14 protein-coding genes are annotated in these 14,807 nt (G+C 67.1%); 9 read left to right on the top strand and 5 right to left on the bottom strand.

The window, feature by feature from the left end; all coding sequences use genetic code 11:
* The first annotated feature begins 215 nt into the window (after nucleotides 1-215).
* The 3 genes from AB0H00_RS26860 to AB0H00_RS26850 are packed head-to-tail and all read left to right on the top strand — an operon-like array spanning nucleotide 216 to nucleotide 2,817.
* Nucleotides 216-722, top strand: coding sequence for a pyruvoyl-dependent arginine decarboxylase (locus AB0H00_RS26860; RefSeq protein WP_357271769.1), 507 nt, complete (start codon nucleotides 216-218; stop codon nucleotides 720-722).
* The gene (locus AB0H00_RS26855) at nucleotides 719-1,288 is read left to right on the top strand and encodes a hypothetical protein (protein ID WP_357271650.1); all 570 of its coding nucleotides are present in this window, start codon (nucleotides 719-721) and stop codon (nucleotides 1,286-1,288) included. Before AB0H00_RS26860 ends, AB0H00_RS26855 begins: the two co-directional genes overlap by 4 nt.
* Entirely contained in the window at nucleotides 1,288-2,817 is a 1,530-nt protein-coding gene (locus tag AB0H00_RS26850) for a GGDEF domain-containing protein (protein ID WP_357271647.1), read from the top strand. The genes AB0H00_RS26855 and AB0H00_RS26850 overlap by 1 nt, the downstream gene beginning before the upstream one ends.
* A gap of 1 nt (nucleotide 2,818) precedes the next feature.
* Here AB0H00_RS26850 and AB0H00_RS26845 read toward each other — a convergent pair whose 3' ends face one another.
* On the bottom strand, nucleotides 2,819-3,592 hold the full coding sequence (locus tag AB0H00_RS26845) for a DUF6319 family protein (RefSeq protein WP_357271644.1): 774 nt from the start codon (nucleotides 3,590-3,592) through the stop codon (nucleotides 2,819-2,821).
* Nucleotides 3,593-3,739: 147 nt separating this feature from the next.
* Nucleotides 3,740-4,432, bottom strand: coding sequence for a TetR/AcrR family transcriptional regulator (locus AB0H00_RS26840; protein WP_357271641.1), 693 nt, complete (start codon nucleotides 4,430-4,432; stop codon nucleotides 3,740-3,742).
* 283 nt (nucleotides 4,433-4,715) lie between these two features.
* On the opposite strand from AB0H00_RS26840, the gene AB0H00_RS26835 reads away from it, so the two are divergent.
* Entirely contained in the window at nucleotides 4,716-6,365 is a 1,650-nt protein-coding gene (locus AB0H00_RS26835) for a class I adenylate-forming enzyme family protein (RefSeq protein ID WP_357271640.1), read from the top strand.
* Nucleotides 6,366-6,750: 385 nt separating this feature from the next.
* Nucleotides 6,751-7,806 (top strand): DoxX family membrane protein, encoded by a 1,056-nt coding sequence (locus AB0H00_RS26830; RefSeq protein WP_357271637.1) that lies wholly within the window; start codon nucleotides 6,751-6,753, stop codon nucleotides 7,804-7,806.
* 34 nt (nucleotides 7,807-7,840) lie between these two features.
* Here AB0H00_RS26830 and AB0H00_RS26825 read toward each other — a convergent pair whose 3' ends face one another.
* Complete coding sequence (locus tag AB0H00_RS26825; RefSeq protein ID WP_357271635.1) at nucleotides 7,841-8,671, bottom strand: mycofactocin-coupled SDR family oxidoreductase; 831 nt, start codon at nucleotides 8,669-8,671, stop codon at nucleotides 7,841-7,843.
* 436 nt (nucleotides 8,672-9,107) lie between these two features.
* Here AB0H00_RS26825 and AB0H00_RS26820 point away from each other — a divergent pair, with 436 nt between their 5' ends.
* Together AB0H00_RS26820 and AB0H00_RS26815 are read left to right on the top strand one after the other, a co-directional pair.
* Nucleotides 9,108-9,332, top strand: a complete 225-nt coding sequence (locus AB0H00_RS26820; RefSeq protein WP_357271632.1) for a hypothetical protein — start codon at nucleotides 9,108-9,110, stop codon at nucleotides 9,330-9,332.
* 179 nt (nucleotides 9,333-9,511) lie between these two features.
* Nucleotides 9,512-10,180 (top strand): class I SAM-dependent methyltransferase, encoded by a 669-nt coding sequence (locus AB0H00_RS26815; protein ID WP_357271629.1) that lies wholly within the window; start codon nucleotides 9,512-9,514, stop codon nucleotides 10,178-10,180.
* A 73-nt stretch (nucleotides 10,181-10,253) separates the two neighbouring features.
* Here AB0H00_RS26815 and AB0H00_RS26810 read toward each other — a convergent pair whose 3' ends face one another.
* Both AB0H00_RS26810 and AB0H00_RS26805 read right to left on the bottom strand, forming a co-directional pair.
* Nucleotides 10,254-11,435: a PLP-dependent aminotransferase family protein gene (locus AB0H00_RS26810; protein WP_357271626.1), complete on the bottom strand. Its 1,182-nt coding sequence runs from the start codon at nucleotides 11,433-11,435 to the stop codon at nucleotides 10,254-10,256.
* 37 nt (nucleotides 11,436-11,472) lie between these two features.
* Entirely contained in the window at nucleotides 11,473-11,925 is a 453-nt protein-coding gene (locus tag AB0H00_RS26805) for a cupin domain-containing protein (RefSeq protein ID WP_357271623.1), read from the bottom strand.
* A 384-nt stretch (nucleotides 11,926-12,309) separates the two neighbouring features.
* Between AB0H00_RS26805 and AB0H00_RS26800 the strand changes: the two genes are divergently transcribed.
* Nucleotides 12,310-12,495: a DUF2795 domain-containing protein gene (locus AB0H00_RS26800; protein ID WP_357271621.1), complete on the top strand. Its 186-nt coding sequence runs from the start codon at nucleotides 12,310-12,312 to the stop codon at nucleotides 12,493-12,495.
* 179 nt (nucleotides 12,496-12,674) lie between these two features.
* Nucleotides 12,675-14,807 (top strand): glycosyltransferase family 39 protein (locus AB0H00_RS26795; protein WP_357271618.1); only part of this gene is annotated, 2,133 nt, incomplete at its 3' end.

Below are 14,807 nucleotides of genomic sequence, written 5' to 3'. Positions count from 1 at the left end.
ATGTCGGCGTCTCTCGTTTCGGAGTGAGAGACACGCCGCATGAGCACTGTTTTCGGCACACAAGATGCGCGATGCGCATTCCTGACGCACAGTCGATTTTGACGCAATTCAAGCCTGCAAATTGGGGTCGAACTGTTTCCGGAGGCACGATGATGCATAACACCCCAGGTGGCGACCTAAGGGGACGGCAGTGGACCGATCGCTTACGCCCGCCGATGGGTGGGCCGACGCCAGCTCCATCGCTGACGATCGAGATAGGAGCCGCAACCGGAGTGGGGCCGACCGCGATGGCGGCGTTCGACGCGGCGCTACGCGGTCTGGGAGTTGGTGAGGCCAACTTGATCCGGCTGTCGTCGGTCATTCCACCGCGCGCGACCTTGGAACGCACCGGCCGGGTGCGCAAGCCGATCTCCTGGGGCGACCGCCTCTACTGCGTGTATGCGGTTCAGCATGCGAACGAGCCCGGTGCGAGCGCCGCCGCGGGCATCGGCTGGGTTTTGCGCGACGACCATTCCGGCGCAGGGCTTTTCGTGGAGCACGAAGCAGAGACCGCCGAACAGGTGTCCGACCTGATCCGGTCCAGCTTGACCGACATGACGCGGCACCGGCCGGAGCGCTTCGGCCCGGTCCACCTGTGCACCACGGAGACCGCCTCCGACGGCGATCCGGCCTGCGCGCTCGTTCTCGCCGCCTACCACACCGTGCCGTGGGGCCCACGATGAGCGGCCTCTACGTCACCGTCGAGACGACGATTCCGGACGATCGGATCGACCTGTTCCACCGCCTCTACGAGGAGGCGTTCGGTCCGCTGCGGGCCAAGGCCATCGCACGGCAGGTACTGCGGCGCGAGGAGTTCCGCGCCGAGATGGTCGATCCTCGCGTGCACAAGCACGTCGCGCGGCTCGACTCGGGCGAGCCCATCGGCGTGACGACGCTGACCAGGCATCTCGACACCGTCCCATGGATCAGTCCGGACTACTTCGCGGCGCGCTACCCCGAACACGCGGCGCGCGACGCGATCTACTACGCCGGTTTGACCCTTGTTGCGCCAAGTGCACGACAAGGGGCCGCTTTCCATGCCATGATCGACTCCATTGTCCAGGTTTTGGTTGCCGAACGCGCGGCGGTCGGTTGGGACATCTGCTCGTACAACAGCACTCGGTTCTCGTTCGCCGACGGTATTCGGGCGATGCTCGATGAACAGGCGAATGTCGAAGTCGCGGTTGAGGATTCTCAGATCTACTACGTGGCCCAGTTCACAGGGGATGGAGCGACCGAGGGGGACTGATGACACCCAGCGCAGAGCAATCGAGCGGTCTGCGGCGTCGGCTCGGATTTCGCTGGTATGCAGCACTTTTGGGGGGCAGCGCGGCCGTGATCGCGGCGAATGTCGCGATCGACTCGCATGCGATGTCGTTGGTGACGATGGCGGTCATTCTCATCGGAACGCTCGCGATGATGGGCATCGGGCTGCACATCCACCGGCCCGTCCATCCGCTGCCCTGGTATCTGCTGTCCGCCTCCGCCGTGCTGTTCGCGACGGGGACCGCGCTGCGCGAGGCGACCCACCACTCGATCCATCCGGTCGAGGACGCGTTCACCCTGCTCGGCTACGTCGGGGTCGGCCTCGCCGCGCTGATCTGGTTGTACCCGCGCCAGGTACGCGACAACCACGACCTGTTGCTGGACTCCGCCCTGATCGGCCTTGGCGCGCTGCTGGCCTCCTGGGCGTTTCTCATCTCGCCGATCCTGCAGTTACACGCCACCATGCTGGACACTGTGGTGGCGGCGAGCTATCCGGTGCTCGACGCACTGCTGCTCACCCTGGTCGCGCACTCGGTGGCCACCGCGACGCGCTCGGAGACCTCGCTACGGCTGCTGCACGCCGGGCTGATCGCGCTGCTGCTCGGCGACCTGGGCTACAGCCTGGAGACGGTGGGCACCCCCATCGGGCGCGACGTCTTGCTCGCTCCACTGCTGGCCGCCTACGCCACCGTGGGTGTCGCGGCCCTGCATCCGACCATGGCCGCGCTCGGGACACCGCGCCGGATCCATCCACACCACTCCAGGCAGCGGGCCAGCGTCATCGCGGTCGCACTGATCGTGGCCTCGCTGGTCCCGGTGGTCGGGTCCAGCTTGGACACTCTCGACCGCGTCGTGGTGTCGTCACTGTTCGCACTGCTGCTGATCGGAGTGCTGGTGCGGAGCGAGCGCGCCATCGTGCGTAGTGCACGCAGCGAGCGACGCGCCCAGTACCAGGCCGACCATGACATGCTCACCGGTCTGCTGAACCGGGCCGCGCTGTTGCGCGCGCTCGACAGCAATCGCGAGCAGTCGGGCGAGCAGCCGGTCTGCCTGCTGTTCATCGACCTGGACGGCTTCAAGAACGTCAACGACAGTTACGGGCACGCGGTCGGTGACGAGCTGATCGCGACCGCGGCCGCTCGGATCCGGCGTGTAGTGCGCCGCGAGGACGTGGTGTCCCGGTACGGCGGCGACGAGTTCGTCGTGCTGTCCCCGCTGGCCAGGCAGGAGGCCGCAGTGCTGGCCGAACGACTGATCGGTGCGTTCGTCCGGCCGTTCGAGCTGAGCGCGGGCGAGATTCCGATCACCGCGAGCATCGGTATCGCGTGCGTTGGTCCGCGCAGCTCGGACACCAACGTCCACAATCTGATTCGCGACGCGGATGCGGCCATGTACCACGCGAAGGAAAACTCCCTCGGCTACACGTTCCACGACGACGCACCGCACGCGCTGACAAACACCAGGCGCCGGATCTGCCGCCCAGCCGATCGCTCCACCAGCAGCGCGGTGTGAATCAGTCCCGCAGGTCCTCCAGCAGGCGCTTGGCCTCCTCGAGCTCGGCCTGTAATTGCTGAACCTTGGCCTCCTGCACGCCGCGCGCCGCCTCCAGAATTCCGGCCACCACATCGGCAACCTCGGGATGCAGGACCTTGGCCGCCTGCGCCACCGCCGAACTGTTCACCGGTAGGCCGCGCACCGTCCGCTTCTTACCGCTGACCACATCGACCGACCACTCGCCGTCGGCAGTGCCGGTCAGCGTCACCGTGACCTCGGGCGCCTTCGTCTTGCGCGCGGCAGGCGCCTTGGCGGACTTGGCCGCATTCGCCGTCGGCGTCTGCTTGGCCGAGCCCTTGGCCGCACCATCCTGTTCGCTTGGATCCGGTGTGCTCCTCAGCGGTTTCGGGGTAACCGGCGGCGCGGGAGCGCTCCCCTGCGCGGGCGGTGTCGCGGTGCTCGTAGAGGTCGACGTCTGGGTCACAGCGGATTCCTTTCTTGTTGTCGGTTTGGGCGGGGCAGCGGAAACCGCGGCCCCTCGCGGCGGCTTGGTCAACGTCACTTCTGTGGGAGAGAAGGACAGTACATCTTTCGAGCCGGTCGGCCGGACCTGGAGGAAGTCTCCGTCGGCCGGGTCACCGAGAGCGATCACCTTTCCCGACCGTCCCTCCGGCACGCCGACCGCGGCCGCGGTGAACCACACCATGGGCGGGCGGCCACCGGCGATGTCCGTGGCGATCTGCTGAATCTCACTGTCCGACAATGGCTGTGGCTTGGTTCTTGGCGACGGCATGGTGCACTCCGAGCGGTGTTCGTGGATGGCTGCGTGCACAGATGATGCCGCACTGCTCCGACAGATATCCAAGCCACTGCCGAATCGAGTTCGAGCGCAAGCAGGTTCGAGCATCCAGCGAATTCCGAGCTACATTCGGGTCGAAGCTCATGCCGGTCCGTTTCGTGCCCTCGCGGTTGCGCCCACCGACTTCCGCGGGCCACCGGCCGGCGGGGTCGTTCCACTCGCGCCGGTGGGCGCCCGCAGCGCCGGAAACCAGATGTCGGCGAGAACCTCGGCGGCCTGCTCCGTGGAGACTTCGATGGTCCCCTGCATGGCCCACCGGGTGAAGAACCGTTCCAGTTGCGCCACAAGCAGCTCCACGCGCAACCGGGCCTCGTCCCGTCGATCGGCGGGCCAGCCCGCGAGGTAGGAGGTCATCGCGTTCGGCAGTGCGCGTATTCCGTCGCGCGCGAGTGCGCGGAACTCCGGCTCCAGCGCCGTCGCCTCGTCCCAGGCGGGCAGCAGGCCCTTGTACTCGTGGAACCACTCGATCGCGCGGGTGACCCAGCCGACGAATTCGACGCGCGAACCGGCCTCCAATACTCGATCGAGGTCCTCGTAGAAGTGCAGCGTGCTGGGCACCGTGCTCTGCGCGGCGAGGGCGCTCAAGATCTCCACCTTGCTCGCGAAGTGCAGATAGAAGGTCGCGCGGCTGCAGCCCACCGCCGCCGCGATGTCGTCCACCCGAACCGCCGCGTAGCCGCGGGTGCTGAAAAGCTCCTTGGCGCCGGCCATGAGCCGTGCCCTGGTCTGCTGCTTCTGCTCCTCCCGCAGGCTGGTGTTCGCTTTCGTGCGCATGGTGAACAGGTCCCTCGTGTGCGTTGAAAGAGGTGCTGACGTGCGACTTTCGAGGGGAAAGGCGGCAACGCGCAGCCGAGCGATCGCTCTCGCTAGACAATACGTCATTCACTAGACATACCGTCTAGCCGATGTTAGCTTGTTGCCTACGTCACTCCGCCACGCGCCGGACGGTTCGACGCCGTATCGCGCGTGACTGTGGGCAGATGGCGGCCCCTCCAGCACAAGGACAGTGAATGACGGCGATCGGACTCCCCCGTGCCTGCGTAGCGATGAGGAAGAGATGACGAAGCCTTTCGATCCGCAGGCATTCGCGGCCGAGGCGGCGGCCCGGCTCACGGGCCCCGGCGGACGGTTCGAGCTGGTGGTCGAAGACGTGCTCGGCGCGCAGATGCCGGTGATGCGCCACCGCAGCACCTCCCTGGGCGAGGTACTCGCCGCGTCGACCGCGCACGGCGATCGGGACTATCTGGTCACCGAAGACCGACGGATGTCCTTCACCGAGCACGCGTCCGCCGTCGCAGCGCTGGCCGCGGCGCTGCGTGCGCGCTACGGCGTGAGAAAGGGCGACCGCGTCGGCATTCTCGCGGCGAACACACCCGAGTGGGTCCTGACGTTCTGGGCGGCGCAAGCACTCGGCGCGATCGCGGTCGGCTACAACGCGTGGTGGGCCCCCCGCGAGATCGCCTACGGTGTCGAGCACACAAGCCCCACCGTGCTCGTCGTCGACGCGAAGCGCGCCGCACTGCTGGCCGAGCTGGACATCCAGGTTCCGGTGCTCACCATGGAACACGACCTGCCGGCACTGTTGACCGACTTCCCGACCGCCACGCTGCCGAACATCGAGGTCGACGAGGACGACCCCGCGGTGATCCTCTACACCAGCGGCACCAGCGGGCGCCCCAAAGGGGCGGTGCATTCGCACCGAAACCTAGTGGCGGTCATCGACTACCACATGTTCAACGACGCGCTGGCCGCCGCGTTCACCGGCACTACCGAGCTGCCCAGCCGGCGACGCTATCTGCTCACCTCGCCGCTGTTCCACATCGCCAGCCTGCACAATCTGGTGGTGCCCCGCCTGGTCACCGGCGACGCGGCCGTCATCCACCAGGGTTCCTTCGACGCCGACCGGGTGCTGCGGCTGATCGAGCGGGAACGAATCAGCAATTGGGGCGCCATGCCGACCATGGCCACCAGGATGCTCGAACTCGACCTGTCGCACTACGACCTGTCCTCGCTGACCGCGTTCTCCCTCAACTCCGCTCCCTCGTCGGCAGCCCTGCAACAGCGACTGCGCGATCACCTCCCTGTCGCACGGAACGCCCTGGTGACGAGCTACGGCCTCACCGAATGCAGCACCGCGGCGACACTGGCCGGTCCCGCCGAACTCGCCGCGTTTCCGGACACCGTGGGGCGACCGGTCGTCGGCGTCACGCTGGAGATCCGCGACAGCGCGGGCAACACCGTCGCCGAGGGCACCGAAGGCGAGATCTGCGTGCGCAGCCCGTACGTGATGCTCGGCTACTGGCAGGACGAGGCGGCCACCGCCGCGGCGATCACCCCCGACCGCTGGCTGCGCACCGGCGATATCGGTGTCCTGGACGACGGCAGACTGCGACTGTCCGGGCGACGTTCTGATCTCATCCTGCGCGGCGGGGAGAACGTCTACCCCACCGAGGTCGAGCAGCGCCTGGAGGAACATCCCGCCGTGCGCGAATGCGCGGTGGTCGGCGTGCCGGACGCCGACCTCGGACAACAGGTCGCCGCCCTCGTCGTCGTCGAAAGTCCCACTGCGACAACGGAGGACGAACTGCGCGCGTTCACCGCCGACCGGCTCGCCTACTACAAGGTCCCCGCCCGCTGGCGGCTCACCACCACCGCCCTTCCGCGCAATGCGACCGGCAAGGTCGTGCGTACCGCCATCGAGGTGTGAAACGTGGATACGCCCACTTTCGACAACCGTCTCGGTTGCTGAACCGCGACGACGTGTTCCATGGCGGTGATCACTGCCGTGGAGCCGCCCGATTACCGCCCTCCCGATGGTGGAGAACCCGGGACCGGGTCACTGCGAGCATCACCGGCTCCCCGGCGGCCGGCGCATCCGTTCCGAAGGGAACCGACGCTCCTGAGTGGCACGCTCACGGCGGCACGGCACGATAGAGCGCGGCTCAGCGGAGCCTCAACCATCCCGTGATAGTTGGCTATAAATTAGCTGCTGCTCGCCCAGACCGTCGCCTCCCCGCATTCCCGGGAGCGTGTTTGACCTGGAGTCTTCCGGGAATCCGGTCCGTACGGACATCTAGGGAAGGGGTTACGACATGTTTTTGCGCCGACTCGCCCGGCCGCTGCTGGCCACCGCATTCGTCGTGGATGGGGTAGATACGCTGCGGCGCCCGGAGGAGCGGGTCAAGGTGGCGACCGAACTGGTGCAGCGGGGGCAGCGACAGCTCCCCGATGAGGTTGCCGCAAAGCTGCCCGCCGATCCGGCGACCGTGGTGCGAATCAACGCGGCCGCCCAGGTCGGCGGCGGCGTGCTGCTCGCGCTGGGTAAGGCGCCGCGCTTGGCCGCCCTGGTGCTCGCCGCGACCGTCGTGCCCGCGGCTGTCACCGAGCAGGACTTCTGGAACGAGCAGGACCCGGCGCGCAAGTCGGCGAAGCGGACCGCGTTCCTGAAGGACCTCGGGCTGCTCGGCGGACTGATGATCGCCGCGGCCGACACCGAGGGCAAGCCCTCGCTGGGCTGGCGTGGACGCCGGGCCGCGCGCGACGCCGCCGCCGCGGTATCGGCGTCGCTGCCGTTCGGCGCGACCTCGAACGGGGCCACCGGTGCCGCGCTGCGCAAGCACGCACACGACGCGGCCGAGCGGGCGCGCACGCTGGGTGCTGTAGCCGCGAGCAAGGGGGCCGAGCTGGCCGAGACTGCCCAGCGGCACGGCCCGGAGTGGACCGAGGCCGCCAAAGAACACGGGGCGGACTGGGCCGAAGCCGCCAAAGAACACGGAGCCGACTGGGCCGAAGCCGCCAAAGAACACGGAGCCGACTGGGCCGAGATCGCCAAAGAACACGGAGCCGACTGGGCCGAAGCCGCCAAAGAGCGCAGCGCGGAGTGGGCCGAGATCGCCAAGAAGCGCAGCGCGCTGCTCGCCGACCTGGCCAAACACCGCGGTGCGGAATGGACGGAGATCGCCAAGGAGCGCAGCGCGGAGCTGGCCGAGCGCGCCAAGCAGCGCGGACCCGAAATAGCTGAGATCGCACGGGAACGCGGGGCCAAAACCGCGCACGCCGCCCGGGAACGGGGGGCGAAGACCACGCACGCCGCACGCGATAAGGCCGAAGCGCGGACGCCACTGAGTGGGCGCCACCTCTTCCACTAGCCGCTCCCCGTCGGTGGGTCCGCGCCGCAGACCGTCAAGCCGTATTCGCACTGAGCCCAGCGGAGATCGTCACGGCCTCGCCGTTGAAGTGGCGGCCGTGCTCGGAAACCAGCAGGAGCACGGCGTCCGCTACCTCGGCGGGCTGGATCAGATCACCGTTCGGCGGCCCGGATTCGATGATCGCCATCCAGTCCTCCCGGGTGGGATCATCGTTATCCGGCACCATGAGTCTCCAGGTGGCCGGGTTCTGGATCATGGCGGTGTCCACACCGGAGGGCAGCACGGCGTTGACCGTGATGCCGTAGTCCGCCACCTCCAGCGACAGCGATTTCACCAGGCCGAGCACGCCCCACTTCGCTGCGGCGTAATGCCCGGCGTTGCGTACGCCCATCTTGGCCACGATGGACGATGTGGCGATAACGCGCCCCCACCGGCGCTCCATCATGTGCGGCACCACCGCACGGAAGCTGTGGAAGACGCCGGTCAGGTTGATATCGATCATGTCCCGCCACAGCTGCTCGTCCATCTCGGCGATGGGCGAGTTGGACGCGATGCCCGCGTTGGCGATCAGGATGTCGATGCGGCCGAACTCCTCGATCGCGCGCTCGGCGACGGAGTGCATCTGCTCCTGACTGCGCACGTCCGCTTTCATCGGAACGCATCGGCGGCCGGTCTTCTCGACCAGCTCGACGGTGTCAGCGAGGTCGTCCTCCGTGCTCAGCTCATACGGCAAACCGGCCAGTGGTTCGGCGATATCGCATACCACGACGTCGGCGCCGGCTCCCGCCAGAGCCAGCGCGTGCGCGCGGCCCTGTCCCCGGGCACCACCGGTGATCACGGCTACCTTGTCGTCGAGATTCCCCACGTCGGGCTCCTCCAGTCAGGTATGTACTTCGGCCACACCCATCGTGGCACGCGCGGGTACGTCGCATTTCAGGTTTCCGGACGAGTGTCGACGCGATTTCCCGCTCATGGGAACGGGTCCCGGGCGAGGCGCACTCTGCACGCTCCGGGCAGCGCCTAGTCGACGATGATCGACCACGCCGACGGCGCGGCTCATCGAAAACCTCACCGGCAGTGGCACAATGAGCACCGTCCGCGCCGGCTCAGCGCCGGATCGGACACGTCCGCGGCACGGACGAGCCGACCCGATCGTGGCAACGAACACCGCACGAACCGTTGCGACCCGTACAGCGACGAAGTGAGCGCGATGTACGCTGCGCGCCGGAGGAATCCCGCCCGTGTCTCCACATCCTTCCGGTGCGCGGTCCGGCGCACCCGCAATTGTTCCTGGGGGCCCGATGACCGATTGTGAGTACCTAGCCGTGGATCTCGACCGACAGTTCTGCACCACACCGAGCGACCACGATGCCGCCGTGGCCGACCAGATCACCAGCTCGCCGATACGCAGGCTGATCTACACGGCCATAGGTCTTTCCGACGACTCCATCGATCTGCTGACCACGATGAGCGGCCGCCTGCGCGCCGCCGAGGGCATGATCTTGCGCGACCCGCTCGACGACTGAAGGCCCGCCGAACGCTCGGACACGACGAACAGCGCCCTTCGCCGCCCCGGTCCGGCGCCAGACCCGAGCCATGGCATGGACCCGGCGGCTCGCCCGAACAGACAAGGCCCAGCGGGAGGCTTTTGCCGAACCGGCAACAATCTTTGCCGAATTGGCCATATGGGCGGATTGTGTGAAGCATGAGCGCCACACATCAGCACGACAATGGGACCGCGCGGACGACGATCGAGTACTGGGAGGCTTTCTACCAGGAGCGCGAGCAAGTTTGGTCGGGACGGCCGAACTTCCTCCTGGTTCGTGAAATCGACTCGGTCGCAGCGGGTTCCGCGCTAGATCTGGGTTGCGCCGAGGGCGCCGACGCGATCTGGCTGGCCGAGCGCGGCTGGCAGGTCACCGCGACCGACGTGTCGGAGACTGCTCTCGCCCGTGCCGAAGCGCAGGCGGCAAAACACGAGCTGGCCGGCGACATCGACTGGCAGCAGCATGATCTCGCCGAGACCTTTCCCTCCGGACGCTTCGACCTCGTTTCGGCGCACTACCTGCACTCACCACCGGCCCAGGCCGATGAGCGGACGAAGATCCTGCGCAGGGCGGCGGAGGCGGTGGCGCCCAGTGGGCTGCTGCTGATCGTCGGCCACGCGGAATGGCCGACGTGGGTGCTGGAGCCACCGATGAGCGTGCACTTCCCGACCACCGCCGAGGTACGCGAGAGACTCGAACTCGACCCGGCCGAATGGCAGGTGGAACTCGAGGAAGTCGTCGATCGCGAGCACCGAGGACCAGAAGGGCAACCGGGTACCCGCAGAGACAACATCCTACGAATTCGCCGTGTCTGTTCCGAGCGCTGAAGACCTTTCAGCAGACGAAGACCCGCATAGGTGGCGATTCCGGTGTCACACGACTACTACAGTGAACGCTCGTTCACGATGTCTCGCACACTGTGGCCAACAGCTTGATGCCGCGGTCGATGTCGGCTTCGGGCACGCTGGCAAAGCTCAACCGCATCGCGTTGTGTGATGAATCGGGGGCGGCGAAGAACACGCTCCCTGGCATAAAGGCCACCCCGGCCTCCAGCGCAGGTCGCATCAGCGCATCAGCGTCGAAATCGGCAGGGCCTTCGACCCACACGAACATGCCGCCATCGGGTTCGGTCCAGGAAAATCCGGTCGGGAAGTGCCTTCCCAGCGCTTCCACCACCGTATCCAACTTGGCCGCATAGGTTTCCACGATACGGGCCAAGTGCGTGGATGCTACTGCGCTGCCGAGGAATTCGGCGGCGATGGCCTGGTTGAGTACGGAGGTCTGCATGTCGATTCCCTGTTTCAGCGCGAGCACAGGCTCCAACAGATATTCGGGCAGCACCGTGATGCCGATTCGCAGTGCCGGTGCCACCGTTTTCGACAGCGACGTGATGTAGACGGTGTTGTCCGGCGCGAAGGACCAGAATGTCGGCAGTGGCTCACCCCGATACCGCAGGTCGGTGTATACGTCATCCTCTACCACCAGCTCACCGTGCCGCGTGACCACCTCGGCTATGCGTAGGCGCCGCACTTCGGGCATCGTCCGCCCGGTCGGGTTGTGGAAGGTTGGCAACAGGTAGACGAAGGCTGTGTCGTATTGTGCCAGTGCGGCATCCAGCGCCTCCGGCAGAATGCCGTGTTCGTCGGACTCGACTTCGATCACCGTCGCGCCGTGACTGCGGAATACCTTCACCGCGGGGCCGTAGGTGGGGGTTTCCACCAGCACCACATCACCTGGGTCGATCAGCGCCATGCACACGTTATGCAACGCGCCGGAGCCTCCCGTCGCGATGTGCAGCCGGTGCGGCGGACATCCGATTCCCCGGTTGGACAAGAGGATCCGCGCCTGCTCCAGCAGCGGTGGAAACCCCCGAGTCAATCCGTACTGCAATGCGGCGTTCCCATACTTCGCGATCGCACCAGCTGCCAGTGATGCGACCATATCGCCTGGTAGCAGAGCCGGGTCTGGTACGCCGACGGCGAACGAGATCGCCGCAGGACGGCGCTGCAGCGTCGCGTAGATGTCGTCGATCGGCCCGCTGCTCACCGCCGCGCCGCGACTGAATGCGAAATCGACACTCATGACTCCACCTCGCCGATTGTTCGCTCGCTGCGCTCGCTCATGTCACGGCGAGCTCACGCCGCAAACGCACGGCGATATCCGCGGCCGCAGAATCATATTCGGGCACCAACACCAAATCGTCGCTGAACAGCGGATCGGTACGTATGTCCACTGCCACCAAATCCTCGGTGTCACTGAGATTCACGGCCACATGGACTACACCCTCGGGGACGTAGAGGAATTCGCCCGGCCCATGCACGTGCGGCGTCAATTCCGGCCCGATCAGCGTCGCGGCCCGTCCGCGCAGGCACACCACTATGGTTTCGCTGTGCGCGTGGTAGTGAGCTTTCGCTACCTTACCCGGCGCCATGTTCACCATCGCCGCCGAAATGCCTTCGGCTCCGCAGGTTTCCTTCGTTATGCACGGCACCAGGTGCTGTCCGTGCGGGCCGATGGTCTCTGCGCGCTCGGCCGCGGCAACCACTCGCACCGTCTTTGTAACGTCTTTCACAGGCTCAACCTACTGGCCGGTCGCGTATCGGTTGAAAGTCGGTCATTCCCACTGATGGCAGAATCACCCGGACACCGAATTCACCTGGTCTTTCCACACCTTCCAGCAACGCCGCCAGCAGGCCATCGCGCCGGGGCCGGACGGGATTATTCGGCTTCCCCGGTCGGGACGGCATCGCGACCGTCGGCCCCGTTCGAGTAGAGCCCGCGGATGGCACGCCGGCCGGCTTGGTGGTCGACATCGGTCGGCCGGGCGTGGACGCCTGGTTCCCGCGCCCACCGGGATCGGACTTCAGCGAGGTGGTCAGCACAGTCCAGCGGTGGTGGTTTGGCCCGTGAGCCGTGTGGTACTGCCCCACCGTCCGACGACGGAAAGGAGTACACGATGAGCCAGGTCAACCCGATCAAGGTGCAGAAGTACCTGTCCGGAGTGGATTACCCGTGCGACCGCGACGAGATCGTCCAAACGGCACGCGAGAACGGGGCAAGCGAGGACGTCATCGACGCTCTGGAGCACATGCCGGATCGCACGTTCAACGGACCCAACGCGGTCAGCGAGGCGGTGTCCTGACCCTCGTGCGGTGATGCGCGATGGCCACGGCCGGTGACGCACTCGGCATCCACGCCCGCCGAGTGTCACCTGCGTACCGCCTCACAGCGCACTCCCAGGTTTGCCCGAGGTCGCGGGCAGGCTGCCTTCCTAGCCTTCGGATAGTCGAAGAGTTCCACGGGGAAAAGGGAAGGCAGGTCATGGCGTCGATAACGAGTGCCCCGGAGGGCGTGGAGGCCGCAGCGAGGTCCGCCGGCGCCCACCGCGCCCCGCCGACCGGACGATCGTGGACGGATCGACTGTTCTTCGGTTCGGTCACGCAGCCACGCTGGACACGGCCCACGCTGTTCGCGCTGCTCGCCGCGACCGCGATGTTGTATCTGTGGAATCTGACCTTGTCCGGTTGGGGTAATGAGTATTACGCCGCGGCGGCGCAAGCGGGCACCCAGAGCTGGAAGGCGCTGCTGTTCGGCTCACACGACGCGGGGAACGCGATCACGGTGGACAAACCGCCCGCGTCGCTGTGGGTTATGGGCTTGTCGGGGCGGCTGCTCGGGTTCGGCTCGTGGTCGCTGCTGCTGCCGCAGGCGCTGATGGGCGTGGGGTCGGTGGCGTTGCTGTCGGCGGCGGTGCGCCGATGGAGTGGCCCAGGCGCGGGCCTCCTTGCCGGCGCGGCGTTGGCCGCGACCCCGGTGGCGGCGTTGATGTTCCGCTTCGACAACCCGGATGCGCTGCTGACGCTGGTGTTGGTCGCGGCGGCCTACTGCACGGTGCGGGCCATCGACGCGCGCGATGCGCGCTGGCGTTCCGCGAGCACAGGTTGGCTGGCGCTGGCCGGTGTCGCAGTCGGATTCGGGTTCCTGACCAAGATGATGCAAGCGTTCCTCGTTCTGCCCGCGATGGTGCTGGTGTTCCTGGTCGTCGCGACAGGGGGATTCTGGTCTCGGGTCGGCAAATTGGTGACCGCGTGCGCGGCCATGGTTGTCACAGGCGGCTGGTATGTGCTGTTGGTCGAGCTGTGGCCCGTGGATTCCCGTCCCTACATCGGCGGCTCTACCGACAACAGCCTGTGGGAACTGGCCCTCGGCTACAACGGGATGGGGCGACTGCTCGGCGGCAGCGGCAACCGGAGCGGAAACTCCGGCGGCCCCGGCGGCGCGTTCGGCGGCGACACCGGACTCACCCGGCTGTTCCGCGGCACCATGGCCACCGAGGCGTCCTGGCTGCTTCCGGCCGCGCTGATCGGACTGCTCGCCGGGCTGTGGCTCAGCCGCCGCGCCCCACGCACCGATCCGCTGCGCGCGGGCATGATCTTGTGGGGCGGCTGGCTGCTGGGCACCGGCCTGGTGTTCAGCTATATGAGCGGAACCATCCACCCGTACTACACCGTGGCACTGGCGCCCGGCATCGCCGGTGTCGCCGGTATCTCGGTCGCGCAGCTGTGGCGGCGGCGCGGGCACGTGGCGGCGAGGATCATCCTCGCGGTGTTGTCCACAGTTACCGGGGTCTGGGCGTTCGTGTTGCTGGACCGCATACCGGACTGGCTGCCCTGGCTGCGCTGGACAGTGCTCGTCACCGCGCTGGTCGTGGCGGTGGCCCTGATGGTCGGCGCGCATCGATCCCGCAAAGTCGCGGTCGCTCTTGCCGCAGCGGGGCTGTTCGCCGGGTTCGCCGGGTCGACGGCATACGCCGTAGCGACGGCCACACACATGCACAGCGGCGGCATGCCCTCTTCCGGACCGGCGCAGGCGAACGCGATGGACGGACCGCGTCCGGATGGGCGCGACGACGCTGGGGCGGACGGCGCGTCGGCCACCGCCACCGGAGACGGCGCGGACAGGACGGGGACGTCAGGTGGGATGACCACCGCCGACGGGGCACCCGCCGGCGACGGCGGCTTCGGCAGCCCCGGCGGCGACAGCGCGAACAACGCGGAACTGAACACGCTCCTTGCGAAGACCGACAACCGATGGTCGGCAGCGAGCATCGGCTCCTTTACCGCGTCGAGCCTCGAGCTGCGCACAAGCACGTCGGTGATCGCGATCGGCGGGTTCAACGGTGGCGATAATTCGCCGACGCTGGCACAGTTCCAGCAATACGTCGCCAACGGCGAGGTGCACTACTTCATCGCACAGGGACAAGGCGGCTCGCGGCCAAGCACCGATGGCGCGAAGTCGGCGGCCGACCAGATTACCGAGTGGGTGAAGGCCCACTACACGGCCGTGACAGTGGGAACCGTCGACTTATCTGATGGGAGCGGTTCGTGGTCCGGGGTCAGCTGCCCCGTAGCGTGCCGCAGGAGATCGGGCGGGTTGACTCGTGAACCGTCTGTC

Origin of the sequence: Nocardia sp. NPDC023852 (genome assembly GCF_040639505.1) — a bacterium.
GTDB lineage: Bacteria > Actinomycetota > Actinomycetes > Mycobacteriales > Mycobacteriaceae > Nocardia.
This window is presented reverse-complemented; position numbering and strand designations above follow the sequence as displayed.

What these genes read in the sequence shown, in the direction of transcription:
- AB0H00_RS26850 (WP_357271647.1), top strand. Translation starts at nt 1,288, where the DNA reads ATGACACCCAGCGCAGAGCAATCGAGCGGTCTGCGGCGTCGGCTCGGA.
- AB0H00_RS26830 (WP_357271637.1), top strand. Translation starts at nt 6,751, where the DNA reads ATGTTTTTGCGCCGACTCGCCCGGCCGCTGCTGGCCACCGCATTCGTC.
- AB0H00_RS26815 (WP_357271629.1), top strand. Translation starts at nt 9,512, where the DNA reads ATGAGCGCCACACATCAGCACGACAATGGGACCGCGCGGACGACGATC.
- AB0H00_RS26840 (WP_357271641.1), bottom strand. Translation starts at nt 4,432, where the DNA reads ATGCGCACGAAAGCGAACACCAGCCTGCGGGAGGAGCAGAAGCAGCAG.
- AB0H00_RS26810 (WP_357271626.1), bottom strand. Translation starts at nt 11,435, where the DNA reads ATGAGTGTCGATTTCGCATTCAGTCGCGGCGCGGCGGTGAGCAGCGGG.
- AB0H00_RS26800 (WP_357271621.1), top strand. Translation starts at nt 12,310, where the DNA reads ATGAGCCAGGTCAACCCGATCAAGGTGCAGAAGTACCTGTCCGGAGTG.
- AB0H00_RS26860 (WP_357271769.1), top strand. Translation starts at nt 216, where the DNA reads ATGGGTGGGCCGACGCCAGCTCCATCGCTGACGATCGAGATAGGAGCC.
- AB0H00_RS26855 (WP_357271650.1), top strand. Translation starts at nt 719, where the DNA reads ATGAGCGGCCTCTACGTCACCGTCGAGACGACGATTCCGGACGATCGG.
- AB0H00_RS26845 (WP_357271644.1), bottom strand. Translation starts at nt 3,592, where the DNA reads ATGCCGTCGCCAAGAACCAAGCCACAGCCATTGTCGGACAGTGAGATT.
- AB0H00_RS26835 (WP_357271640.1), top strand. Translation starts at nt 4,716, where the DNA reads ATGACGAAGCCTTTCGATCCGCAGGCATTCGCGGCCGAGGCGGCGGCC.
- AB0H00_RS26820 (WP_357271632.1), top strand. Translation starts at nt 9,108, where the DNA reads ATGACCGATTGTGAGTACCTAGCCGTGGATCTCGACCGACAGTTCTGC.